Annotated in this window: 29 protein-coding genes; 15 read left to right on the top strand and 14 right to left on the bottom strand. The window is 50.4% G+C overall.

The window, feature by feature from the left end; genetic code table 11:
- Window positions 1-6: 6 nt before the first annotated feature.
- On the bottom strand, window positions 7-477 hold the full coding sequence (locus SynROS8604_RS05105; protein WP_186545381.1) for an early protein (E6): 471 nt from the start codon (window positions 475-477) through the stop codon (window positions 7-9).
- Window positions 478-616: 139 nt separating this feature from the next.
- Here SynROS8604_RS05105 and SynROS8604_RS15695 point away from each other — a divergent pair, with 139 nt between their 5' ends.
- From SynROS8604_RS15695 to SynROS8604_RS05080, 6 genes are all read left to right on the top strand, one after another.
- The gene (locus tag SynROS8604_RS15695; RefSeq protein ID WP_255445204.1) at window positions 617-748 is read left to right on the top strand and encodes a hypothetical protein; all 132 of its coding nucleotides are present in this window, start codon (window positions 617-619) and stop codon (window positions 746-748) included.
- Window positions 749-879: 131 nt separating this feature from the next.
- Complete coding sequence (locus SynROS8604_RS05100; protein ID WP_255445203.1) at window positions 880-1,263, top strand: cupin domain-containing protein; 384 nt, start codon at window positions 880-882, stop codon at window positions 1,261-1,263.
- A gap of 138 nt (window positions 1,264-1,401) precedes the next feature.
- Window positions 1,402-1,719, top strand: coding sequence for a DUF3303 domain-containing protein (locus SynROS8604_RS05095; RefSeq protein ID WP_186545380.1), 318 nt, complete (start codon window positions 1,402-1,404; stop codon window positions 1,717-1,719).
- A gap of 331 nt (window positions 1,720-2,050) precedes the next feature.
- Entirely contained in the window at window positions 2,051-3,280 is a 1,230-nt protein-coding gene (locus SynROS8604_RS05090) for a site-specific integrase (protein ID WP_186545379.1), read from the top strand.
- Between the two features lie 36 nt (window positions 3,281-3,316).
- Entirely contained in the window at window positions 3,317-3,967 is a 651-nt protein-coding gene (locus SynROS8604_RS05085; protein ID WP_186545378.1) for a competence protein CoiA family protein, read from the top strand.
- A gap of 571 nt (window positions 3,968-4,538) precedes the next feature.
- Window positions 4,539-6,116 (top strand): bifunctional 3-(3-hydroxy-phenyl)propionate/3-hydroxycinnamic acid hydroxylase, encoded by a 1,578-nt coding sequence (locus SynROS8604_RS05080; protein WP_186545377.1) that lies wholly within the window; start codon window positions 4,539-4,541, stop codon window positions 6,114-6,116.
- Between the two features lie 243 nt (window positions 6,117-6,359).
- Here SynROS8604_RS05080 and SynROS8604_RS05075 read toward each other — a convergent pair whose 3' ends face one another.
- Window positions 6,360-6,917, bottom strand: a complete 558-nt coding sequence (locus tag SynROS8604_RS05075; RefSeq protein ID WP_186545376.1) for a hypothetical protein — start codon at window positions 6,915-6,917, stop codon at window positions 6,360-6,362.
- A 633-nt stretch (window positions 6,918-7,550) separates the two neighbouring features.
- Here SynROS8604_RS05075 and SynROS8604_RS05065 point away from each other — a divergent pair.
- Entirely contained in the window at window positions 7,551-8,144 is a 594-nt protein-coding gene (locus SynROS8604_RS05065; protein ID WP_255445202.1) for a site-specific integrase, read from the top strand.
- Between the two features lie 260 nt (window positions 8,145-8,404).
- On the opposite strand, the gene SynROS8604_RS05060 is transcribed toward SynROS8604_RS05065, so the two are convergent.
- Window positions 8,405-8,860 carry a hypothetical protein gene (locus tag SynROS8604_RS05060; protein WP_186545374.1) on the bottom strand — a complete coding sequence of 152 codons (456 nt, stop codon included), beginning with the start codon at window positions 8,858-8,860 and terminating at the stop codon, window positions 8,405-8,407.
- Between the two features lie 82 nt (window positions 8,861-8,942).
- On the opposite strand from SynROS8604_RS05060, the gene SynROS8604_RS05055 reads away from it, so the two are divergent.
- Both SynROS8604_RS05055 and SynROS8604_RS05050 read left to right on the top strand, forming a co-directional pair.
- Window positions 8,943-9,392, top strand: a complete 450-nt coding sequence (locus tag SynROS8604_RS05055; protein ID WP_186545373.1) for a hypothetical protein — start codon at window positions 8,943-8,945, stop codon at window positions 9,390-9,392.
- A gap of 126 nt (window positions 9,393-9,518) precedes the next feature.
- Window positions 9,519-9,803: a hypothetical protein gene (locus tag SynROS8604_RS05050; RefSeq protein ID WP_186545372.1), complete on the top strand. Its 285-nt coding sequence runs from the start codon at window positions 9,519-9,521 to the stop codon at window positions 9,801-9,803.
- On the opposite strand, the gene SynROS8604_RS05045 is transcribed toward SynROS8604_RS05050, so the two are convergent.
- The 3 genes from SynROS8604_RS05045 to SynROS8604_RS05035 all read right to left on the bottom strand — a co-directional run bounded on the left by SynROS8604_RS05045 (window position 9,800) and on the right by SynROS8604_RS05035 (window position 10,941).
- A complete protein-coding gene (locus tag SynROS8604_RS05045) occupies window positions 9,800-10,291 on the bottom strand; it encodes a hypothetical protein (RefSeq protein ID WP_186545371.1) in 492 nt (163 codons plus the stop codon). The genes SynROS8604_RS05050 and SynROS8604_RS05045 overlap by 4 nt on opposite strands.
- A gap of 8 nt (window positions 10,292-10,299) precedes the next feature.
- Window positions 10,300-10,449, bottom strand: a complete 150-nt coding sequence (locus tag SynROS8604_RS05040) for a hypothetical protein (RefSeq protein ID WP_186545370.1) — start codon at window positions 10,447-10,449, stop codon at window positions 10,300-10,302.
- Window positions 10,450-10,515: 66 nt separating this feature from the next.
- On the bottom strand, window positions 10,516-10,941 hold the full coding sequence (locus SynROS8604_RS05035) for a hypothetical protein (protein WP_186545369.1): 426 nt from the start codon (window positions 10,939-10,941) through the stop codon (window positions 10,516-10,518).
- 224 nt (window positions 10,942-11,165) lie between these two features.
- Between SynROS8604_RS05035 and SynROS8604_RS05030 the strand changes: the two genes are divergently transcribed.
- The gene (locus SynROS8604_RS05030) at window positions 11,166-11,621 is read left to right on the top strand and encodes a lipocalin-like domain-containing protein (RefSeq protein ID WP_186545368.1); all 456 of its coding nucleotides are present in this window, start codon (window positions 11,166-11,168) and stop codon (window positions 11,619-11,621) included.
- Between the two features lie 206 nt (window positions 11,622-11,827).
- Here SynROS8604_RS05030 and SynROS8604_RS05025 read toward each other — a convergent pair whose 3' ends face one another.
- Window positions 11,828-12,727, bottom strand: coding sequence for an inverse autotransporter beta domain-containing protein (locus SynROS8604_RS05025; RefSeq protein WP_255445201.1), 900 nt, complete (start codon window positions 12,725-12,727; stop codon window positions 11,828-11,830).
- 337 nt (window positions 12,728-13,064) lie between these two features.
- Between SynROS8604_RS05025 and SynROS8604_RS05020 the strand changes: the two genes are divergently transcribed.
- Entirely contained in the window at window positions 13,065-13,253 is a 189-nt protein-coding gene (locus tag SynROS8604_RS05020) for a hypothetical protein (RefSeq protein ID WP_186546121.1), read from the top strand.
- A gap of 325 nt (window positions 13,254-13,578) precedes the next feature.
- Here the strand turns inward: SynROS8604_RS05020 and SynROS8604_RS05015 are convergent, their stop codons facing one another.
- Both SynROS8604_RS05015 and SynROS8604_RS05010 read right to left on the bottom strand, forming a co-directional pair.
- A complete protein-coding gene (locus SynROS8604_RS05015; protein ID WP_186545367.1) occupies window positions 13,579-13,836 on the bottom strand; it encodes a hypothetical protein in 258 nt (85 codons plus the stop codon).
- Window positions 13,837-13,900: 64 nt separating this feature from the next.
- Window positions 13,901-14,122, bottom strand: a complete 222-nt coding sequence (locus tag SynROS8604_RS05010) for a hypothetical protein (RefSeq protein ID WP_186545366.1) — start codon at window positions 14,120-14,122, stop codon at window positions 13,901-13,903.
- Window positions 14,123-14,501: 379 nt separating this feature from the next.
- Between SynROS8604_RS05010 and SynROS8604_RS05000 the strand changes: the two genes are divergently transcribed.
- Window positions 14,502-15,752: a hypothetical protein gene (locus SynROS8604_RS05000; protein ID WP_186545364.1), complete on the top strand. Its 1,251-nt coding sequence runs from the start codon at window positions 14,502-14,504 to the stop codon at window positions 15,750-15,752.
- A 39-nt stretch (window positions 15,753-15,791) separates the two neighbouring features.
- Here the strand turns inward: SynROS8604_RS05000 and SynROS8604_RS04995 are convergent, their stop codons facing one another.
- Window positions 15,792-16,175 (bottom strand): hypothetical protein, encoded by a 384-nt coding sequence (locus SynROS8604_RS04995; RefSeq protein WP_186545363.1) that lies wholly within the window; start codon window positions 16,173-16,175, stop codon window positions 15,792-15,794.
- Window positions 16,176-16,414: 239 nt separating this feature from the next.
- On the opposite strand from SynROS8604_RS04995, the gene SynROS8604_RS04990 reads away from it, so the two are divergent.
- Together SynROS8604_RS04990 and SynROS8604_RS04980 are read left to right on the top strand one after the other, a co-directional pair.
- Window positions 16,415-16,669, top strand: coding sequence for a hypothetical protein (locus SynROS8604_RS04990; protein WP_255445200.1), 255 nt, complete (start codon window positions 16,415-16,417; stop codon window positions 16,667-16,669).
- Window positions 16,670-17,251: 582 nt separating this feature from the next.
- On the top strand, window positions 17,252-18,259 hold the full coding sequence (locus tag SynROS8604_RS04980; protein WP_255445199.1) for a carbamoyl-phosphate synthase L chain: 1,008 nt from the start codon (window positions 17,252-17,254) through the stop codon (window positions 18,257-18,259).
- Between the two features lie 263 nt (window positions 18,260-18,522).
- On the opposite strand, the gene SynROS8604_RS04975 is transcribed toward SynROS8604_RS04980, so the two are convergent.
- Window positions 18,523-19,308 carry a transposase gene (locus SynROS8604_RS04975; RefSeq protein ID WP_186545362.1) on the bottom strand — a complete coding sequence of 262 codons (786 nt, stop codon included), beginning with the start codon at window positions 19,306-19,308 and terminating at the stop codon, window positions 18,523-18,525.
- A gap of 175 nt (window positions 19,309-19,483) precedes the next feature.
- Between SynROS8604_RS04975 and SynROS8604_RS04970 the strand changes: the two genes are divergently transcribed.
- Window positions 19,484-20,446, top strand: coding sequence for a carbamoyl-phosphate synthase (locus SynROS8604_RS04970; RefSeq protein WP_186545361.1), 963 nt, complete (start codon window positions 19,484-19,486; stop codon window positions 20,444-20,446).
- 834 nt (window positions 20,447-21,280) lie between these two features.
- Here SynROS8604_RS04970 and SynROS8604_RS04965 read toward each other — a convergent pair.
- The 3 genes from SynROS8604_RS04965 to SynROS8604_RS04955 are packed head-to-tail and all read right to left on the bottom strand — an operon-like array spanning window position 21,281 to window position 24,046.
- Window positions 21,281-22,552, bottom strand: coding sequence for a VapE domain-containing protein (locus SynROS8604_RS04965; protein ID WP_186545360.1), 1,272 nt, complete (start codon window positions 22,550-22,552; stop codon window positions 21,281-21,283).
- Window positions 22,536-23,420 carry a bifunctional DNA primase/polymerase gene (locus SynROS8604_RS04960; RefSeq protein ID WP_186545359.1) on the bottom strand — a complete coding sequence of 295 codons (885 nt, stop codon included), beginning with the start codon at window positions 23,418-23,420 and terminating at the stop codon, window positions 22,536-22,538. The genes SynROS8604_RS04965 and SynROS8604_RS04960 overlap by 17 nt, the downstream gene beginning before the upstream one ends.
- A complete protein-coding gene (locus tag SynROS8604_RS04955) occupies window positions 23,417-24,046 on the bottom strand; it encodes a hypothetical protein (protein WP_186545358.1) in 630 nt (209 codons plus the stop codon). The genes SynROS8604_RS04960 and SynROS8604_RS04955 overlap by 4 nt, the downstream gene beginning before the upstream one ends.
- Window positions 24,047-24,063 lie beyond the last annotated feature (17 nt).

Below are 24,063 nucleotides of genomic sequence, written 5' to 3'. Positions count from 1 at the left end.
ACAACGCTAATCAGCAGCAGAAGGCTTTTGCCCAGAGCACGTGAGGCAGCCCCCATTAATGCGATAGGGCGCCAGATGCCCTCGAAGGCAAAGCGTGCCACGAAAAAACAACACCTGCCCCAGCTCCCTTGCATGGGCGTCAGTGAGTGGCAGCGACAGCCATCCATCAGGGACTTTGCCTTGCAGTTGGGCGCGACGCTGCTTGGCATCGATGCGTCGTTGACGCTCTTCACGGTCATTTTTGGCACAGACAGCTTCAACCTGAAATTCTCGAGAACAATCCAAACAGGCCGTGACCAAGGGCTTTTTACGGGCTGAATTCTGCGAAAGTTTGTCGCCTGGAACCTCACGTTCCCGACCACAAGAGCATCGACACCACCAATAGGCATTTCCGCTTTTGGTACGACGCTCTGAGGCACGGACGACCGTGAGCTTTCCGTACACCTCACCAACTCGGTTCCGGGGCTTGGATGGCATCTGGAATCGTTAAAGAGTGACCTGCGTCGCCATCCTCGCGAACGCGTGCTGACGCGGGAATCAGCCGCTGTTCACTGGCACTTCAGTGCTTGCATAACCTTCAGAGCGCGGTTTTATAGCTAAACCCGTTCTCTGGCAGATGTCCTTGCTTCTTAAGCGTCAGATTGAGCGGCTTCAAATCGCCATTGAGCTGTCTACGGACTGGCTTGAGATTCAATATCTGAGGGCCGAGCTCGATCAGCTCAAAGATTTATACGAAGAGGCAGCTTGATCAGCAATCGCTGAAAACGTTTGTCATCCACTTCAGCGAACCACCCCTTGCACTATGAGGGCCCATAATTCTTGCGCAAAAAGATGATGTTCTCAAAATTTTTTGGGGTTGGTGCTACAACCGCGCTGCTTTTGTCTGGCCCTGCCCTGGCATCACCCAAGCCAGTGGTCGAAGAACTGTTCACAGCAAATCGAACCCTCGGCGGCAACGTTGTCGCCTATCCCGAGGGAACGCCAGAGATGCGGGTCTATCGGATCACGCTTCCTGTCGGCGCCAAAATTCCATTGCACATCCATCCTGCACCTGTTGTTGTGATGGTTGAGCAAGGAGAACTCAGCAATGTAAGGATCGTCAATGGTGCGGAGGAGACCGACACCATTAAGGTCGGAGACGGCTTCCTTGAAGGTCACCCGGAAGAGCCGCACTACGTGATCAACAGAGGGACTAAACCAGCCATCAGCCTGGTGACGTTTGCCAGCGTGGAGGGAATGCCCAACACGGTTCCTGTTCAATGACTGGCATCAAAAGGATCCCCTAGGTCCAGGACCTCTCAATATCTCGGAGGTTGAGACGAGCGGTCAGTAAGTGGTGACTTGAGCAGCATCTTCGATGGGCAGTGGCTTGGAAACGAATGTCTTCATTTTTAGCCAACCATGCAAATGTATCTCGCGGACTGTACTTTTCCGGATATTGAAGGTCAGCTCGCTGCCTATAAAAGTTTTTGTGAATTATGGTATTCAGGGGAGATGGCCAAGGCCGATAGCTTCCCTGGCTTTGAGATGCTGTTTCGCGTCCATGCACCAGGTGCTGGTCGGGTGACCTGTTTATTTAAAGCCGAAAGTGACGCTCAGATTTTTGAACCTTTTGCTCCTTGGCTTGCTCAACACGGCATTGAGATGGACTTCACTCCTGTGATCGGTTGCCAAGACGTTGTGGACCATCACAAAAGGCTCTTCGCAAAGATGGCCTAAGCACTCAGCCGCAATGCTGAATTGAATGCAAGGAAGCACAGATGTCTGCGCTTTCTTGCACCAAGTTTCACACGATTCGGGGAGTGCCACTAGCTGAAAAACCTAGTGGAGCCAAGCGGATTCGAACCGCTGACCCCCTGCATGCCATGCAAGCGAGCTTCAAGACGAGAAGCCCTGCGATTACTGACTAAACTAGCTGTTGCAAAAGGTTTTCAAGGGTAAGTCAGTCTCACGCTTCTAACCAGTCATGACTGCTTGCAACAGATTCCCCCTAGTTTTTCCCCTAAGATAGGGGGAAGTCGATGACGCCCTGCACAACAAGCAGGTGTTCATGCCAAAAACCACCTGGATTACCGACGTTCGAAACCTGCTTCGCAGGGAGCACGGAAAAGGTTGGCTGATTGAAGAGCAGTCAGGTCGGATCAAGCTTTGTTTTGCTCCACCAGGTCAACGACGACAGGCAGTCACAACCCACTTGAGCTGGGCCCCTTCAAGCCAGACCAAGCTCACCGCACTGCTGAGTGAGGTCAGAAAACGTATGGAGTCTCTAGGACTATCTCTTGGTGATGCCTACAAGCTGATTTCCCACACGCCTGACTCAGCGCCGGGGCAACCGGATTGGGAAGACATCGCAAAACGATATGAACAGCTGCGTGTTGTCGTGAGCGGTGACGTCACCCAGGACAACTACGACTCCAACGAGCGCTACCGCGTCAATCGTGTTTTAAAGCTCTTGGCCTTGCCTAAGAAGGCCCCTCACGATGGTGCGTCACTATTCCGTGCCTATGCCTTTCAACACCTGGCGAATGTTGCTCCTGGTGGCTCTGGCCGTAAGCGGAATCTTCTTGACGTTGCCCGCTTTTTAACCTTTGCCGTCAAGCGATGCGGTGCCCCACAACAGTGGTTGCCACCCATTGGTGAAGACGCCGATTTGTTTGTTGGCCAGCGAGAAACCGCCTCAAAAGCAACCGTTCCCATCAAGCCTGAGCAACTCTTAAGTTTGCTGAATTCTTTGGCTGAAAAGCCTCAGCTGAGGTTGGCGGTTGCTTTGGTTGGCCTTTATGGCTTGCGTCCGGCAGAGCTGATGATGCTGTCCATTGATGAAGGCCAACTCAAAGTTGGGAACGTAAAACGCAACAGCAAGACAGCCCGTAACCCAAAGCCTCCACGTTTAGTGCTTCCGTTGGATTTGAAAGACCTTCCCGGGGAAGGCAAACGTATTCTTGATTTATACGACTCTGGACTGGTGAAGCTTCCAATCACCATCACGAATGCCAAAGGGCTGAAGGCTTGTGGCGATACCTTCCGGCAATACCTGGATCGACATCCCTACTGGCAGAACCTGGTGGCATCAACTCCAGGACTGAAGCCTTATGGGCTCAGGCATGGATACGCGTGGCGGGGCGCTAGTTATTACGACAAAGCTGTACCGATGCGCGACCTTGCTGCGCTGATGGGACATGACCTAAGAACGCATACGAAACACTACGGACAGTGGACTACAGATGAAGATGTAAAAGAGTCAGTTCTGCGTGCGGTTGGCACACTGATCGAAGCGTAAACGTGGCCGACCAGCACGTCGTAGGAAAATCAACAGATGGACTATGCATTTTCTCTCGTAAAGCTCGAAACAATGAGCGTGGAGGAATTCCTGCAGATGAATGGAGATGATGGATGGTTGATCGGCAAAAACTTGATCGTGTGCTCTGAATGCAGGGCTAATGTGTTTTTAAAAAGAGGAGAAAAAAGAGCACCGCATTTTGCTCACTCAAAATTCAGAGAAGGAAACGAAGGATGCACAAAAAGAGTTGGGAAATATACACCAGACAAAGTACGGCAAATACGCGCCAAGCAGTCAAAATATAGAGTTGGGTATTTTCAGCAGAGGTTTGAAGACTATCTATATCTTTCCCTGCTTGACACCATCAAGGAAAGCAATCTATTTTACGTAAGCTGGGCAGCAGTTACCGCAGATGACAAGACCGAGCCATTCATTAGTCTAGAAAAACTGGACGAGTCAAAATACCAGGAAAAAATTGATCACCTTAGGGAAATTTCAAAGATAATTACGGGCGCGCTCATTCACAAGGGCAAGAAAAACAAGGGCGCCAGAGATCTTGGTGAGCGTGCAAAGGCGGAGGAGCTCCTTGACTTTAAATTTGATGAAGAAATGACACACGCTGATGACGTCATACGTGAACCTATTAAGAACCGCGTCTCGACGATTACTGAGATAAAAGGTCAATGATAGATCGTCAAGATGAGCTCATTACAGAGCGAGAGATTTGACGGGCAACTGGAGTCGACGGGGAATCGCATAAGAAAAATCACCGCGTCGGATTTGGCAAAAGGCTGCCGCAGTGGGGGTATGTTTCCCGGAGTTTTCGACCACCTGCAAGTCCAATACCGGACGTCGTGTATCAATTCTGCCGTCAATCAGCGCACGCCGACCTCGTTGTTCCGAGTCACGTGCGATTTGTTGGCGCCTCGAGCCAACCTTTCTCTGAATACAAACGGAGGCCTGGAGACCGCGATGGACCCAATTAGAGAATCCCAAATGTGAAAGGAAAACGGGCTGTGCGCCACGTTGTACATACACCAATTACTGGAAGTTCTTTGTGCACTCGCGTTTGGGCGTCGGGATGGGAGATCGTGGTTGCCTATGCCTAGCACCTGTCATCGTGGATAATGTAATCGACCCCGAATATCGCCGGCAAATGCTTTAAAACTGGCAATTCACCACCAATCCATGAGGCCGATCAGGGTAAATTCTTTTCGGTTAACTCCTGCTAGTATTCTTGTTATTCAGAAAGCCCAAGATGTATGACGTTGCCATTGTCGGCTATGGTCCAGTTGGTGCCACTTTAGCTGGATTGCTTGGAAAGCTAGGCTTGAGTGTTGTTGTCTTCGAAAAATCTACCGGTATTTATCCTAAGCCAAGGGCTGTGGGGTTTGACCATGATGCCATGCGATTATTTCAGCGCATCGGTATTACCAAGGATTTAGTTCCGTATGTTGAGTCCTTTCGCGATGAAATTTATATTGATGCCAGCGGTCGGGTTATTCAAAGGCTTGAGCACATTCCCGAGCCCTATCCACTGACTTGGAGTCCTCACTACACGTGTGATCAGCCGTATCTCGAGACGGTGCTCAGGGACGCTAATGAGCTAATGCCTACGATCAATGTTCTGCTGGGCAATGATTTTTTAGATTACCAACAGTCCGCAACGAGTGTAACGATTAAAGCAAAGGCTCCCGACGATAAATTTTTTGATTACGATGCGCGCTATTTGATTGGCTGCGATGGCGCATCTAGCCCGATCCGGCATCAAATGGACTGTGGCGTCGAAAATCTCAATTACAATGAGCCGTGGATCGTAGTAGATATGATTGTAGGTGATGAATTTATTGACGCGCTGCCGCAGGTAAATGTGCAATATTGCAATCCAAATAGGCCATGCACCATGATCTGTTGTCCGGGCAATCATCGGCGCTGGGAGTTTATGGTAATCCCAGGTGACAATCTCGAAGATGCTCTCTCTGATGATTATTTATGGGAGTTGATGGCACCTTGGCTCAAGCCGGGTCAAGCCGAAATATGGCGTGCTGCTTCTTATCGCTTTCATGCGCTTGTGGCAGAACAGTGGCAAGATTCGCGCGTGTTTTTGGCAGGTGATAGTGCACATCAAACTCCTCCATTCCTTGGCCAAGGAATGTGCCAGGGATTGAGAGATGCCGGCAATCTCGCTTGGAAACTGAACAGTGTCCTATCAGGTTCAGCCACCCCAGACCTCCTCAATACTTATGTCCAAGAGAGGCGCCCAAATGTAGTGAGCACAACCAAAATTACGATTGAGTGTGGACTTATTATCACTGAGCTTGATCCGGATAAGGCAAGACAGAGAGATGACCAAATTCTCGCGGAGAATGGTGGTCATACAAAGGTAACCTTGCGTGAAAATCTGATTGCACCCTTGGAAGATGGTTTTATCGAAGGGACTTCCCCCCTGGCCGGCACCGTTCTTCCCCAGCCTCTGGTTTCGAACTCTTGCAAAAGCAAAGTTCTTATGGACGATTTGATGGAGCCTTGTTTTCGAATCATTCTCCTGGCAGACGCCATCAATCAAGAGCAAATCGAACTCATTAGTCTTACGGCTAGGGCCATCGGAGTTGCGATTGTCTTAATGCGGGATGCTCATGCCCCAGTTTCTGAGGGAGATGGGTTCATTTGGGAGGTCACTGAGTCCTTTGGAGTCCTAAAGTCTTGGCTTCAGGAATCAGGATGCATTGGTGTCTTGGTGCGTCCTGACCATTACGTATATGCCGGCATTCGTAGCGCCCATGAGATAGATCAATCTCTAAAGTCTTTTGCTGGTCGGATGGAGCTGAGAGTTTAAACAACGTGTGATCGATTTCACGACAAAATATTGAACAGTTCACGCCATAAGTGGGGTTTACTATCACCCACAAACCTCTTGCAAAACTGAAACTGCCCGCCGGATCAACGTGTTGACTCATACCAGTGGGAGTGATTGAAAGCTGAGTCGCAGTCGTTACACCTGCAACCGGACCAAAGACCTTCCGCCTTTTGCCGACGTGAGAAAGCCGCGCGCACGTTTGGTATCGGTGTGCGAAATCAATCATCTATATGGCTTGGATCTTGGGTCCAGTGCCACAGCAATCAACATGTCCGCAATGCGGGGTGTTGCATCAACGAGCTTTGCGGTCGCACCTGCCAACTTGTCCCGCACCATTTCGTTGATTCGCAGCAATTTGCTGAGGACACATTGGTTCGTGACCCATCCGCTCAAGAACTCCCTTTTCTTGCCAAGCAGAAGTCCGCTCCATCTCTTGTTGGTAAACAGCTCGACTATGCGCAATGTGATCTGCCATCGCTTGGTCTGTTTGCGCTTGGCGTAACCGCGCACATTGCTGAGCTTGAACCTCAAGACCAGCAGCACGTAAGACCTCTGCATCCCCTGGAACCAGCTGCCCTGACTCCAAACGCACCGTCCATCAGCAGGCAGCCGGTAGCCGCTCTTGCCGCCAGACATCGCCGTATACAGCTCTGGTGCATCTGACTGCATCGCCATCTGAGCGGTCAATCCCAACTCACTCAACTGTTCAGGAACAGGAGGACAAGTTTGTTCTGGGAAATTACGTACCCAAAACCCAGCAAAGGCAGCAGCATTACTCATCGGGAAGGAAATGTTTTAGGTGGACGACGTTGATGCAGTTCTTTTATCCTTGGACAGCGAATGTCTCTCAATTCCTCAGGGCTTTGTCCAGCCATTCGAAACTGTTTAAAAGCCCAAAGAGACCAAGCTTCGGCTTGGCGGCTGCTGTACGGGAACAGCATCTCCGCAGCACGATTGCAACGGCTCATAACCGTCCAATCTTGTGCCGAAAGATTCCAGTCGCTGTCCAAGATTGGATCAAGAACTTATCCCAATCCTATCAAATCTCAGCCATAATTACACTATGAGTTATCCCCAAGTCATAGTTGGTTTTCATAGCTTCACCTTTGCCATGACATCCAACCACTACCCCCACTCCTTGACAAATACTTATTCAGCTATCTATGTTGTTTAAACAAGTCCTGGGTGCTTCGAATACATAAGCTATAATCGCAACTCTAACTCCTGCTTATCCAAGTTACTGATAATAACAGTCTTGATACTAAAGCTGCCAAGCATAAGCATTATCGAAGATAAAGATAATCATCATGATTGCAATTTAGATAAGAAATACTGTCAGCCAATCTGATGCAGTTGCTGTCCGAGAACAGATCTAGTGCTCTACTATTCAAAAGAGGACATACCAGTTTCGGCATGGCCTCAGAACCTTGGCAACTAAATAGAAAAATGAAGAAAGATTGCTTCGGTCGAGCACGTACTCTCTCGACTGCTGAGCTTGATCTGCTTCTTCTCGCTTTGCCTGACAACCATCGTGTTTTGGCTCACTTGCTGAGACGCACTGCTGCTCGGGTGTCCGAAGGATTGCAGCTCAAGTGGAAGTATGTCCTAGAAAACCAAATGCTCTTGACCGCTCCAACAACAAAAATTGCCAAGAAGACTCGAACCGTTCCAATTCATCCTCAACTTGCTGCCGAGCTAGCAACTTGGAAGCAGGTATCAAAGCCAAATAATGATCCAGATGCTTGGTTGTTCCCAGGTCGTAATCCTGGTGAGCATTTGACACGTCTTGGTTTCGATCATGCGCTCAGAAAAGCTGCCATTGAATGCGGCTTTGAAGGAATTTCAACGCATTCGTTCAGACGGAGTGTTCTGACTGCTTCGAGTGCAAATAGAGTCCCTATAAGGGCGATTCAAGCAATCTCTGGTCATGTGGATTTAGGGATATTGGCTCGTTACATCGATGTCTCAGATCAGGGGAAGAATCACGCTGTCATGAATGGTGCTTAACCCCATGAATGGGCCTAAATCAATTCACGCTGGTTTTCAATAATCACGTCCATGGTCCTGTGATCATTAGACGGGATTTCTTTGATGACTTCCCCTTCCACAAAAATCCGAATCTTCAGATCAGGTGGAAGGGCTAACTGCCTCAGAGCTCTAGTTCGAGTCTTGAGGCGGTCTATGTCGCGTGGAGAGAGCACTAGCGTTTTTCCCTGGGAAATACGGCGCTTTAACAATGTGAAAAAACCTAGTCAGGCACTTGGATTTCAGTCCCAAGCGTCCCAACTATCGGCTCTTTCGTCATTGTTGATCAACCCCCTATGTCTGTGATTAGGCACGTCAAAGCTGCTGCCCACGGACAGCGCCTCAGGTGCCTCAGGTGTTTTCCCCAACAACGCGGTAGCGATGATCTGCTCCTCCTCTTGTATCTGTTCGCTTTCAATCAAAGAACTAGAGACATGAGGCGAATTGCTGTCTTCGCTTCCGCCTGTTGGGGTTTGCCCCGCCTCAGGTGGTTGGCTAACCGTTGAGGCACTTGAGGCGTCAACACGACGCCACATGCGTTTGAGCTTTTTGCCGTTCTTACGGAGCTGATGTTTGTCTTTGACATACCCCAAGCGCCGGAGGATTTTGCCGACTTCAACGGCATCCCTTTGCGGAACAGGCGACAAGTAGTTGGTGCCATAGGCATCCAATAGGCATCCATGCCACGCGCCCCGCACGATTGAAGAGATCCGCGATGCAGCCCGATACATCCCAAGCAGGACAGGAGGGCAAGGAACCTATGAAAGTGACAGAAACGCATTGTGCGGGTGTTCAGCGGCGCTAAGGGAGGCAGGCGCGGCCAATCCAGACGCTGAAGCCCTAAACCTCCTCGGGAACCGCTGGCCGACACCACATGCTGCGCGGCAGGTACTGGCCAGCACCACCACCCGCAACGCAGCGAGTTTTTGGGCGGTCGCAAAAGAGAACGGTTTCAGCCTGAGCAGAAGCCAGCTCCCAGCGGTTCAGATCAGCAGCAAGCCACCGAAAGACGCCAAACGCAAGCCGAAGCGAAACCCTCAAAAGCATCTGTCGCACTCGAAAGCAATGGTGTGTTTTGAACGTTGCGTGGAGATTCAAGCCAAGAAAGAACGCAACAGCCTGAGGCGCCGTGCGCGGCTCCTAAAAGCAGGAAAGGATTTGGGGCTTGCGTCCTATCTCAAGCGCCTACCCCCCCTAGAGCACTCGCATATTGCGACTTCCCCCCCCTAGGAGTGGCCGATAGTGCGCCATATCTCGTGGCGAAATGCCGCTTTTAACCGCCTCTGCGCGCGTGCAGGCTGCGCTTGTTGACAGCGACTGCGTCAGCCTTGAGGCATGGACAACATCACTAAATAGATGGTTCGCGGTGCTTGCGGTGCTGTGATCCTCACTACAGGCTTTTCCTTTAGTTACGGCGCCTATGCCGTCATCCGTGGGAAACAGCTCATGCGTGAGCTTGCAGTGGCTAGAGCTATTGCCACTTCAAGGGACACCTGCGACGAAGAGAACTTCCGGTACAGCTTTCCCAGCGGATCGCCCAAATTGAAGCAAGCGATGAAGCGTTGTCTGAAAGATCAGGGCAACTCTGTCGCACCTTGGTGGACCTTCAAAAGCCCAATAGAACTATTCCTTTTCCCTTAGGACGCCAGCGCCACTGCGGACTCCACAGTGACACAGGCTCTTGCTGTGCCAGTTGGCCTTGTCGCGGTGGTGTTTGCCCGTCTCATCGCGTGAGATTGGTGCGGCGATTCTTGTCCAATTTGGCCTTGGCTCATGTCCAAAAATCTGAGACTCAAGCCGTTGTGCCAGTTGGGTTGATCTGGGGCTAGATCGAGCACAAGCCCCAGAAGCGTCGACTGGCTAACAATTCCCAGCGTCAGCCGGCGCATGCTCAGCTGGGGCGCCTTGGTTGGCTGTGCTGGTTCTTGCCTCAGCGCAGAGGATTCTTCTGCTTGTTGTTGGATCAACCGAAGCAATAACCTCTCGACCTGAGCTGAGAGCAGAGCAAGGATCACCAAACCGTTTTGGCAGGCGTATCGGTAGATGTGAGCTGGATCAAGTCGGATTGAAGCGGTGATGAACTTGCCATCACGCAGGAGATACCGCTGCGCTTTAAGGGGAGTCGTCATGCTGTTTTTTAATTGTTGTGCTGCCGGTGGTGCGCCAAACGCAACGCTTCCGACGAGACAAAAATAACGAGATAAATCAGGGACGCAAGGGCACCGTGAGCTCGAATCCGCCCCTCTCCGCTGACGGGTAACTGATGCAGCAGTGATGGGTCAACCATGCAATAAAAAAACCCCGCTGATAGCGGGGCAATACCAAAACATATAGATGATTATATTTTAATCGCCTATTTAGAATGCGAAGTAGACTCTAAACTTGACTCTAAACAGTTTAAGCCTATATAGTGAAGCCCAATATCAGCTTTACCGTCACAGTCTAAACCCTTGCTATTGCCATTAGGAGGGTCGATATTAACCAACACGTGCCCTGGATCGGAGGCGTCTTCTCTGTATCTAATCAGAGCTTCACCGGATTTACACTTTACGCTTTTCACATTCTTCACTACTGTCATCTTTGCTATCAGAAGTTTTGAAGTTGCGCCAGCATCCATACAAATGGCTCTTCTCATGTCTGCCTCGTTATTAACTGACATAAGATTCAAATTCTTGTTCATTGGTTTCGCATGTACTTGCCCTGCGAGAATGAAGCCACCAAGGATTGCAAGTGCTACACGTTGATTTGACAAAGCCCAAAAGCCAAATACTGCTTTCATAGCAAGAGTCTAAGTTTCCCGCAACCGTAGTGGTCTAGTGACTATTCAGTCGGGAGATTGATAGCTATACATCAGCGCCCTTCCGGGCTCCGGCCCCTGATTGATTTCGTTGCTGTTGTTACCGGATCGCCATTCCATGGCATTTATTGCACAGGAATGCCTCGATTGAGGCTCGCGAAGCTGGATCACGATCGGTAGGTTGCCGCAAAGAAACAGGCTCAGTTGTGACCTTCAGTTCGGTTCAGTCCACTCAAGCCATTACTTCCCCCTCCGTTCATGGCGCCTGGCAGCTGTTGAGCTACGACGTCGAGCAACAGTCCAGCGGCGACACATTCGCGCCGATGGGCGATCAGCCCACTGGCTATGTGATCTTCACTCCTGAAGGCCGTCTCTCCTTCATGCTCTCGGCTGAGGGGCGCAAACCGGGTTCTAACGCCGAAGAGCGATCGGCCCTGCTGAGCAGCATGATCGCCTACACCGGCATCTACCGCCTCGAGAGTGACCGCTGGATCACCGAGGTAGATGTGGCCTGGAACCCCGAGTGGGTTGGTACCGAACAAACCCGATTTTTCACGATCGACGGCGACATGCTTACGGTGCACACCCCTTGGAGGGTGATGCCCAACTGGTCCGAAAAAGGGCTGACCCGCAGCATTGTTCGCTTTCAGCTCTGCCGGTGAAAACGTTCACGTAAGGCAGTTTCAGCTTTGCTGCTATTCAGCAAGCATTAAAAACCCCGCTCGTGGCGGGGCTAAGTATTAATTGGTGCCAGGCACTGGATGACATTTAGCAATGGTTAGTCAGTGATTATAGAAGTAAAAAGCTCTTGCTTTGACAATGGCTTTGGGAGTTAACCTGATTCTATTTTGATTTATGAGCTCGTTGATCAAACCCCGATATCGTCGCACAATCCGATTTTGCCATCACACAGTACCTTGGGGAATCGTCTACGTATAGCTCGCGCAAAATCGAAGGCATTTGCATCGTGCACCCTCACATCCCTGTTGCTTGGTGTTGATGTTAAGGCATTGATCACAGGGTGTTGTTGAACTTCTTTGCGTTGCGCTGTTGTACGTGCACCACCAAATCGAACTTCAAGATCAGCTGAAACTCTTGTATCGAATGCTTCGTCGTAGGAGAGATTGACCCCTGCTGTGACGCCACTGGTCATTTCATAAGCCAAGCGTCCGAGTACGCCAGAACCATCAGCCGTGCCTAGATCACCATTTTGGTAGTAATACCCAACAGACGCATTCACCACTGGAGTGATGAAGTAACCCACATCAAGCCCATAGGTGTTGAGTGAACCGCCTTGATAAACGCTGTTGAGTTGAGCTTCTTTCTCACCAACAGGCACTAAGGCATAGGCATTGAAATTCCAGCTATCAGAGACCGCTTCTGCATTCACAGCCACCTGCTGGAAGAAGACGCTGCTCTTATCTGTGACGGATACCCCTGTATCGGCATCACCTGTAGCCATCGGGCGGCTGTCATAACCAGCATTCAGCCCGTACATCCAACTGCGGTCACTATTCAGCCAGCGATAACCAAGCCTTGATGAGGTGCTGATCGTGGTGCCAGCAACAGTGGTGTTGATGAGGCTGCTGTTGTTTTCGTAATCAGCGAAATTAGCGTTAGCGAGGACATCAAGAAACCAGACGCTGTTGTCGCCAACAGAGAGAGGCAGGAAGCCACCAATACCGGCTTGGTTCGGTGTTCCTGCTCCTTGCAGTGCTCCTTGAAAACCAAAGGTGGGTTTGACCACATCCTTGAGGCTGATGCTCATCACCCCAAGGTCATCAGCACTGCCCTCTTGCGCAATGGCAGGTAGGGCAGCAACAGAGATGGCAGAAGCAGCAGCCCCAGGGACAGACGACGCAGCATGGAGCGTTAATAGATGCCGTAATGATGCCTTTGCTTGTGCTGCTGCTGCACGCTGCAGTAGGCAGTTTCAGCTTTGCTGCTATTCAGTAAGCATTAAAAAACCCAGCTTGTGGCGGGGATTACTTGGTTGCGAAGCGAAGAGTGCGGGACTCGAACCGAGGGTGCCCTTGTAGACACGCTGGTTCTAGCTGCGAAGGATGACAGTGCTGATCATTACCTCTTGCATCAAATAGGTTCCTTTGCAAAAATCAGAACGACTGCACTTAAATCAAATGGCTAAAAACCCCTTAAAGTCAATCGTTGGCGCAGATCGTGATGCTTATTTCTGGATCAAGAAAAAGCTTGGTCTTAGCGAATACCAGATGGGAGCCCTTGTCTGGTTCTCGGCTTTGATCATCGGAATCCTGCTTGGAATTTGGATCGGCTGAATTAATATCGCTTCACCGGGCGAAGTTAAATAATGCTTTTCATCATTCTCGGACTAGCTAATAAAGATCATCTCTAAATCTCTTCAATGCCGAGTGCCAGCCAAGACTTGTCGGCATAACGCATCAACTGGTTCGTGACACCACCTCAGATCAATTGGCTATAGGCGATCAAAGTTGAGTGATTCTTGATCCATGTTTGGTGCTTGATCCATTGTGCCCAGCTCAACCAAACCCGCTTCCCGATCAACACTAGGATTCAACGATGCAATGCCATCATTCGAGCAAGCAGTCAAAAGCGAGATAACGCTTAAGCAAATGACCAAAGTTAAGACTGAAAGCGATCGGAGCATTGAACTGAATCTGTTGTGCGCATGATGCCTAGGTAACGGAGCATTTGCTGCTGCCGTACAGGTTTCTTCAGCCGTGCTGACAAACGGTAGTAGCTCACCAATACGAACTGGGCATGTTGCGTTGCTGCATCGGGTTTGATCTGGATGAGCGTTCCCTCTTGTCTGTTCAACAGCCAGCCTTCACTGTTGGACTTCTCCTTGTATCGCGCGTAATCAGGCTGCTGCTGCCACATCAGAGCAGTTTGGCCAGATTGCCCATTGGGGTAAGACCCAACCACTCGAAAGGATGAGTCCAGTTCAGCCCAATTGCTTCAGCCGTTGGTCTTCCAAACCCGCCATATCGCCCAAGCAAACACAGCCACCCTGGTGACCCGCAGCAGCTACTTCTCGAAGAAGCAAGTTGCTTAACACGGGGAATGAGGCGCGCCACATAGCCCTCAGCACAAGTGCGAAGCCATCCAGATCGATTCCAGAGATGACAGAACAACCAACCACGCGCTGGGCAGAGTCAGCTCGCATGAGATACCGAAGGAAACAGCCGCGGCCATACGGGACACCAAATTTTTGTGCATCATTTTGCGCATCAAAAATGATATTTAGCTTTTTCGGCATTAAAAAAGCGGCTCTTACGTGCCGCCAAAAAACCTGTCAGTGACAAGTTTTATTCTTGAAGTGGAGCCAAGCGGATTCGAACCGCTGACCCCCTGCATGCCATGAAAAGCCAGCAGAACCTGAGAAGCGTTGCGACAACAGCAAAAACCTGAGTGAAAATAGGCTTTCTTAGGGAAGACGCGACAACCTGCCACAGCCTGCTGCAGCAAGAAAAAGCAGAAATCAGACTTGAAAATCAGACTCATTTCTGACATCCTTAAATCACTTGCACGCCAAGAAGAGACTCATGGCTCAGGCGCAGCAGTGGTTAAAAACACTCCGGCAAGGCGTCAAAGGTGACTACGGACCTGGGTGGGTCCTCAAAGATCAATACGGTCGCTTCAAAATTGGAAAGGCTGAAGCTGGCAATGCTCGCCACGGTCGAACGCAATTCATATCGACCGATCTGCTCTTCACGCGAGGAAGTCATCGCAAGGTTCTCAACCTGATTGGTGAGCTCGTCGACCGAATGGATCAACTCAACATTGGAATGACTGACGCATATCAGTTGGTCAGAAATAGTCCTGAAGTCACTGGTGTCGACCTGAACTGGAGCGAAGTCCAAGGACGCTACAAAGACAGTCGGGTTGGTTCAGGAACCGTAAAAGCCACGAACTACGCCGAACACGAGGAATATCGAATCAATAGAGCCGTGGATCTAATAACTGCTCGAAGTGGTGCCGCACACGATGGCGGTGGATTGATGCGGCTCTATGCCAGAAAACACCTGATGGAGATGGAGCCAGGATCATCAGGGCGAAAACGCAACATGTTGGACGTCGCACGGTTCCTAAGGTTTGCCGTCAACAAATGCGGAGCGAACAAAAAGTGGTTGCCATTGGAATGCGACGACATGAAGGAGCTAATCGGTAAGCGGCAATCGACGCCCAAACCAACAACACCGATCAAACCCGAAGAACTTTTAGTCCTGCTGAATGGATTGGAGTCAGATCCTGAATTAAGGCTCGCCGTTGGTCTCGTTGGCTTGTTTGGTCTTCGACCAGCCGAACTAATGGTTCTGAACGTTGAAGATGGCGAGTTGATGGTCGGCAACGTAAAGCGAAACGCTCACAGTGCCGCTGAACCAAAACCACCAAGGAATGCCGTGGAGCTACCGCTAAAAGAGCTACCAGGCGAAGGTGCCCGACTCGTTCAGCTGTATGCCAGCGGATTGGTGAGGCTCCCAAAAAGCATCAGAAATCTCGAACCAGACGCCTACAAGGCATGCGGACATACCTTCCGCCAATACCTCGATCGAAACCCAACCTGGCAAACGCTGAAACAGAAAAATCCTGAACTAACCCCCTATTGCCTAAGGCATGGCTATGCATGGAGATCAGCGAAGTATTATCCCCAGCCAGTTCCCTTAAGAGACACTGCGTGGATGATGGGGCATGACTTACGAACCCACATTCGCCATTACGGCCAATGGACTGACACTGCCTCTACAAAAATCGCAGTTGATGCTGCGATTAAATCCCTAGAAACAATCACTTAGTTAACACTCTGGAAAATATTTCACAGTAAGCACCCTGCCTCAAATCTCAGAGTTGGCCTCTTCAATAGCAATATCAATACATCCAGCTAAAACTGCCCATTGTTTACCCGACCATGGCGGACCTGGCCAAGCACCGCAATCAAGGGTTTTGTTTGCAGTTTCTGCAATGATCTCCCATTGTTTCTGAAAATCAGCTGTCTTCCTCTTTCTCTCCGCCGCCTGTGCCTGAGGTTTATCAATTCGTGGCCGGGTTGATCGGGCGAAACGTGTTTCAAGACCTTCCCTTAGAAGCAACCGACGCCGTACATCGTGATAATGCAGCCGCGGCGGTGTCTCATTCAAAGCGGCATAAACCGTACTTTTGGATCGACCAAGAATTTCAGCAGCTTCAGAAACAGAAATCAATGTCTTTGTTGCACTCATGAACTAGCCTATACGTGGGGGAAAGTCTGCAATACGTGCAATCTTCTAACTATTCCTTCGCGTATTGCCTGCAAAAGCAACGTGCCTCGAATCAACTCACTTAATATTAGCCAGTAAGGACCCTTGTGTTGCAATAGAAGATGTTGAAATCACTTCCCCAACTAAGAATTAACCAAGCCCCGCCACGAACGGGGTTTTTGATTGCAGCGGGGAATACTCCAATCAGTCACCCACCTGCAATGACCGTCGACACTCAAATGACGCTTGCTCTGCTGCAGGAGCTACTGATGGCACTGAGAGCTAACGACGTTGATGGCTACAAGTCTTGGTTAACCCTCGGTATTGAACAGCTTGGAAGGGATGTGGCTGGTGAGGTCGAGCCGGATTGGATGGTGTTCTTATTGGTGGAAGAGGAAAGGGACAGGCTGATGGCTTGGCAGCTAGGCGTGAGTCTGCAGTCCCGTTGGGAAATTATGGAGGTGTTGTACCCATAACGGGTGAGGACTTGGATTAGTTGTATGACGACATCATTTCGACCAAGCTGCCTGATAAGCGCAAGCGTGGCACTGCTGATGAAGCTCTGGCAACCAACGCTAAAGCCTTCTAACCCTGCCCTAACTGTTGGGGGTTTTTTCGTTTCTGTATAGATATGCTGCCAATAGAAAGATTGGATTCACTTGTGTAACAGCACGAACAACAGAAACGTTGACGTTGTTGCTATAAAAATAAAGTAGTACCAACTACAAAGAACGTTCACCTCACTTCTGTGAGGCGCAGACTCGCCAGGCCACGGAACGGGGACCTGGATTTCTGAGGAACCTCAAATGACTCTCACCTATCGTGGTAAGCAGTATGTCCAGCACAAAGGTGTTGGTTTTGATGCAACCAAGAAGGCACCATTGACCTATCGCGGCGTGTCATACGCCAAGTAAACCAAGGATTTCACATCAATCAGCTCTCGCTTAACAGCGGGAGTTTTTTATTGCCTACTGAATAGCAGCAAAGCTGAAACTGCCTACTGCAGCGGACATCACCAGCACAAGCAAGGCATCGTTACGGCATCTAATTCACGCTCCATGCTGCGTCGTCTCTCCCTAGGGCTGTTGGCTTCTGCCATCTCTGTTGCTTCCCTTCCTGCCATTGCTCAAGAAGACGGCAGTGCTGATGACCTTGGTGTGATGAGCATCAGCCTGAAGGATGTCGTCAAACCCACTATTGGTTTTCAAGGCGCACTGCAGGGAGCAGGCACACCGAATCAAGCCGGTATTGGCGGGTTCTTGCCTCTCTCTGTTGGAGACAACAGCGTCTTCTTTGCTGATGTACTGGCGAACGTCAACTTCGCTGATTACGGCAATGACAGCAGCATCATCAACACCACTGTTGCTGGCACCACGATCAGCACCTCATCACGGCTGGGTTATCGCTGGCTCAATGGTGACCGCAGTTGGATGTATGGGCTGAATGCGGGTTATGACACCCGACCAATGGCAACGGGCTATGCCGATACGGGGGTGCCTGTGACCAACCGCAGCACGGTCTTCTTCCAGCAGGCTGCAGTCAATGCAGAAGCAGTAAGCGACAAGTGGGCATTCAATGCTTATGCACTTATCCCGACTGGTGATACCGAGCAACAGCTCAACACCGTCTATCAAGGCGGCGCACTAGATACCTTTGGCTTGGATGCGGGTTACAACCTGACGCCAGCCCTAAGGGCATCTGTTGGTTACTACTACCAAAACGGTGATATGAATGAGGCTGATGGCTCTGGTGTTTTGGGTCGCCTCGCTTATTCCATCAACAACGGACTAACGCTTGGCACCAACCTCTCTTATGACAGTGCATTCAAGTCACGCTTCTCCGCTGACATCAAGTGGCGCTTCAATACCAATGGTGGTCCTGGGAAAGAAACACCGAAATCCAATGCTGCAGTTGAAGCCCTAACATCAACGCCAAGCAATCGGGATGTGCGGGTGCACGACGAAGATGCATGCAACGCAGACGAATGGCAATTATGGAATTCAACGAGGGAAGAGTTAAGGCGAATGGGGTGTATGGATCAGAGAGTGAATACCCAAATGGGGTAAACTAAACAATAAATCACTATATGAACCGACACATAACCCAACCAACCTAACCCCAGAAGTCCCTGCAACCACAGGGGCTTTTTATTTCTTCAGTCACACCCATAAACCAGTAAATCAGCCTTTAATACCTGGCACCATTGCAATGTAGAAAGTTGCCTTGATGGCTTATTTGGAAGGAACTAATCAGAAATAATTTTACGTATTCATAACAAATCCACCCTTGACTTAATTTACTCTAAAGCTATTTATATTCCCTAGCTTAATCACCAAAGCTTGAGTATTTGATCGCCATCACGAATGCCATTTGCCCTTCTAAATCTCACCGCAATTTGATGCCACTCCGCTGGGATTTGATTGAGCCGCACATCAAAGGCAAACGGCAATTTTTGTTGCCCTGGTGAGACACGCTTGCTCTTGCTTCTACGACCACCTCTTGTCTCAACCAATCGCTTCAGCATGCTTGAGCCCCAGTGGCACTTGGCTGCTCCTTTGGCGTGATGGCGATACTTTTGGCAAAAGCGTGCATAGCGCTTGGAGCATCCCTTCAGGCTTGATGCCAATTGCAGAAAGCTTGGGTGCCACTCACTGATGCCATCACACGCCAATCTTCCGTAATGCCCGTAGTTGGAATAGGGGTCATAAAACCCTTTTCTGATTCCTGCTGCCTTTGGATTGGCGTGGATATACCGCAACGTATTCAGCACTCGCCTGTGATCTTTTGGAGCAATCGCAGTGGCGTAATACCTGGCTTCCCAAAAATGCCCGCAACGACCAGAAAGGCGGTTTAGTGCCATGGCTGAATACCAGCCAAACCAATGCATCAGCTTTGGCAATTCATTTGCATCATCAGGACGCAGAAGCAAATGCAGGTGATTAGCCATCAGACACACCGCATATAAGCGATGAGGCACCTTCTGCTTGGCTTTAGTGAGCACAGCAAGCAGCACATCCCTTCTCAATCCTTTGGCAATCAGAAACTGACGGCTATTGCATCTAAGCGTGATATGAAATGAATGTCCTGGAGGAAGCCGACGAGATGATCGACCCATTGAATCAACAACCAGATGGTGAATTGTCGCTAACGATCTCCCGACTGAATATTCATTAGCCCCGCCACGAGCGGGGTTTTTGTTGCTTACTGAATAGCAGCAAAGCTGAAACTGCCTACTGCAGCGTGTAGCAGCAGCACAAGCAAGGCATCGTTACGCCATCTATTAACGCCTAATGCTGCGTCGTCTCTCCCTGGGGCTGCTTGCTTCTGCCATCTCTCTTGCTTCTCTGCCCGCCATTGCGCAAGAGGACGGCAGTGTTGATGACCTTGGTGTGATGAGCATCAGCCTTAGGGGTGTTGTCAAGCCCACCATTGGGTTTCAAGTTGCATTGCAAGGAGCTGGAACACCGAATCAAGCAGGTATTGGTGGGTTCTTGCCTCTCTCTGTTGGCGAGAACAGTGTGTTCTTTGCTGATGTACTGGCGAATGTCAACTTCGCTGATTACGGCAATGACAGCAGCCTGATCAATACAGAAGTTGCTGGCACCACGATCAGCACTTCCTCAAGGCTTGGTTATCGCTGGCTGAATGGAGACCGCAGCTGGATGTTTGGGCTGAATGCTGGTTATGACAGCCGTCCGATGGCTACAGGTGATGCCGATACAGGGGTATCCGTCACAGACAAGAGCAGTGTCTTCTTCCAGCAGGTTGCTGTGAATGCAGAAGCTGTCTCAGACAGTTGGAACTTCAATGCCTATGCCTTAGTTCCGGTTGGTGAGAAAGAAGCTCAACTCAACAGCGTTTTTCAAGGCGGTTCACTCAACACCTACGGGCTTGATGTTGGTTATTTCATCACTCCTGAGCTGAATGCTTCTGTTGGCTATTACTACCAGCAAGGTGACCTTGGTTCAGCAGATGGTTCTGGCGTATTCGGACGCTTGGCTTATGAAATCAGCAGTGGTTTAACAGCTGGAGTGAATATCTCCTACGACGAGGCATTCGAGACAAGAGTTTCAGCAGACCTTAAAGTGCAATTTGGTGGTGCGGCTACAACAGCGCAACGGAAAAAAGTTCAACAACACCCTGTGATCAATGCCCTAACATCAACACCAAGCAGCCGGGATGTGAGGGTGCACGATTCACCTGATTTAACCCACTGGAGGAGCGAACAGGGATTCCTCACAAACCTGTATTGATCAATACCTGTACAACCACCGAATGCGGGTGTAGATGTGTTCCTAGACCTTAACATCCAAAACCTCCTGCCACCACAGGGGCTTTTTATTTCTTTAATCACTGCCTAATCACGCCTAAATTTCCCTAATGAGGCATACGATACCTGGCACCTATATCGTGCCAGCATTTCTTCCATCGATGATTTCTATATTAATTAATTCCACTTTAAGTATTTAGGCAAGGCAAACTCAACCTCTGCATTCAAGATCTCTAATGATACGCTTACCCCCCTCAATTTATTCACCACAGCAATAGCCGTTAATCGCCATCTCTTATGCCATTGGCTTTTCTAAATCTCACCGCAACTTGATGCCACTCGTCTGGTATTTGATTGAGTCTGATATCAAATGCAAAGGGTAATTTCTGTTGTCCTGGTGAGACCCGGTTTTTCCTGCTTTGACTGCTTCTGCCTTTTTCTACCAGACGTTTCAGCATTCTTGAGCCCCAATGGCACCTAGGGCCGCCTTTGCTTTTGTGCCGGTAGTTCTGGCAGTAAACACACCTCTGGCTATTACGCAACCCCTTTAATCTGATTCCCTAAAACATAATCTAAAACGCATTTTTAAACGCAATGTTATTCATCACGTTAGACGCATTCTTAAACGCAATGAAAAACGCATTGGGCCTTGTCCGATCCTGATAAAACAAAAGCTTGCGCGGTTGATGAGCTGACACAGACGCACAGACTTTTTCCCAGACTTCTATTGCTTCTCTTTTATCTAATTCTCTTATTTAGAAGACAGCCCTGTGTGTATGTGTTGAGGGATGGCAAAACCTAGGGCTGTCCTTGGTTCTCAGTTGACACACACCCTCGACTTAACCCCTGTGTTGTCTGTGCCATTGAACCTCCATTTCCGTGTTCGCTCCTTACCGGTGGGGTTTGGCTCACGTTCAAAGCCAAGGCCCTTGAGGCATTCAGCCATTAGCTGAAAATCGCGAGTGGTTGGTGGTCGTTGAACGACACGATCGCCATCGTCGGTTTTCTCGATTGATGCACAGACCAATGACAGCTCAATCGCAAGCAATAGCGAAAAGCCTTTCGATGCTTTCAAGGCATGAAGACAGCGCAACTCAACAGCAGTTGTGAATGGATTTTCGACCGAGTAACCCTCGTTTCGCTTATCGCTAAGCCCTTGATGGGCTTCGCCGAGCATCGGCTTCAGTCCATCGCGATATTGCGCGATTGCAGCCTTCCAAATGCGGTCTCGATTACGGGCGATGTGATCAGTGTCAATCACGTCGACATGCTGTTGCTGAGGCAGGTCCACAACCCAGAAGCGGCGATTCCCTGTGGTGTCTCGAAGGAAGTCATCACCGTTAACGCTGGCGGCCAAGACAGACCGCCTGGGCATGAATTCATAGGCCCGTCCATACGGCACCCGCTGCAAATCACGAGGGTTAGTGATCAGGTTCTTCAGAGCACCGGCTGAACGCTTGCCGGTGTGATGTTCAAGCTCACCAAGCTCAGTGATCAGCACCCTGTGAAGGGCGATGGTTTGATCCTTGAGCTGGTCATGGCTACTGGAGCTGAACCATTCCGGATCAGGCACCAGGGCCCTTAGTGCGCTGGTTTTGCGAATGCCTTGTGGACCTTTAAGGGTCAGGACTGCATCGAACTGACACCCAGGGTTGAGAACACGCCAGACGGCACCTCTGAGAAAGGCGCAGAACATTTCGTTCGCCAACTCACCGCTCACCCCGAAGTAGTCCTGCGCACATGTCGACAGGTCCACCGGCTTGATGGATTTGTCCTGCTCGATCCGCCTGAAGTACTGCTCGATCGGATGGAAGCGACTCTTTTTCGCGACCTGAAGGATCGCGTCGTAAGCGTCGTTTTTCTTTGCCTTCCAGCCGTGCTCCTGGAACTCGACGTAAGCCGTCTCCATCCATTCAGAGGTGACGTGCACACCATCGAGCTGGACCTCCATTGACAGTTCGTTGAAGCGGAGCTTGTAGGCAGCACCGCGGATCATTGCAGCTAAATCTCCGGCGTTGCAGGGTGTGCGGTGCCAGCCTGAGTCGTCGACCCACCAACCTGATGGGGTCTTCTCAACGAGCTTGTGCATTGTTCTGCCTCTTCAATTTATCTAGGTCGTGATTGCCAAAGACATGAACGGGACCGTCTGCTGTTTGAGTGATTTTTTTGAGTGCCCATCCGTTATGAACATCACCAACGCGGAGCCCAGCAGGCGCTGAAAACGTGCTGCCCGGCATGCAAAACAACAGTCCGCTGGAGCTGTACTCGCACCAGAGGTTTGAGCCGCCAGGGCCGTCATGCCTGCCACAAGTCGGGCACGGGTTAGCCCTGCGGGAACGGCCGTTACGAGAGGGAGTGCCTCCCCTCCGGATCGCTGCCGATGGCTGTAATGAGCTGGCGTGGCACTCCTTCAGAAATGCCCACCACTGCGCATCCGGCGCTGACAGTGCATCTGGACCGCAACCATCAAGCCAGATGTAATTCTCACCACTGGGATGACGGCCGCCAATGATCACCTGACGACGCCGGCTGTAGAAGATCTCGACGGCTTCACCCTTCGCGCCATTGATTGGATCCTTGGTATGAATCTTTCCTTGGAATGGACCGATCTGCGCGTCCTGTTCAGGGGTGAGCTGGAACTGGAGCTTCAGCCGATAAGTGTCACCACGTCGCCCAACGATGAAAGTTCCGGTGAAGGGGTTGAGACCGTGCTCGGCAACCTTGTCGACGGCAGTTTCGCCATCAAGGTCAACTGAAATGATCCGACCGTCTTCTGTACCGGTACGTAACCCAACAGATTTCACGCCTGGATGGTCCGCAATTTGCTGCAGGGAAAAACCATCCGAAGAGGGCCAAGCTTTAATCAGTGGGTTTTTATTCGCGCCGCACGGAAGAAGGCAACAGCCCTGGTAAATAAGGGTCTGAAGGCGCAGGAGTTGAGGTTTTGGGGTTCTCAATTTCCAAACCCCCGAGGCTCTAGTTCCTTATTGACCTGATCAAGCAACCACACGAGTTGGCATAGAGCCACTCCCCCATAAGCGGTAGTGGTCCTTGCCGCCTTGGACCAATACTTGAGCTCCCACAAGCTCAAACTTGCTTTGGTCTCATTCGGTGAGTGCCATAAAACCCCTGGGGCGTAAATCACCTTTGGACATTGAGGCGTCTCGTTGAGAGGCCAGGAATGAACCAAATAAGTAGCGTCAACCAATAGACGATCTGAGTCCTTGATCATCGGGAATGACGCAGCGGTCAGGTCATCAGGCAAACGAACGTTTGAAGCCTTTTCCCAGAATTGGAGATTGCGGAAAGCTGGATCAACGATTCGCCCTTCGTCATCAATGCACCAACAATGAATCGGCCAGGGCCTCATCCAATACGACGGTTTCGATAGTTGAAGATCATCACGACACCAAACCATCACGCTGCCAATGACAGCCCTGTAGGTGGGTCGTAAATCCATCAGAGCGTGAACCTTCTGAAAGCAGTCCAGACCTTGATTCGCTCCTGCGATGGTGATCCAAGGCGCGTTTTGAGTTGGATTAAATGGAGCAGAAAGGTTCTCTTCGATCAGGGAGGTGCTCATGACCGCACCTCTTGAGC

The sequence above is a fragment of the Synechococcus sp. ROS8604 genome (assembly GCF_014279655.1).
Lineage (GTDB): Bacteria > Cyanobacteriota > Cyanobacteriia > PCC-6307 > Cyanobiaceae > Synechococcus_C.
The sequence above is the reverse complement of the archived record's forward strand: the minus strand, read 5'-3'. Positions and strand labels throughout refer to the sequence as shown.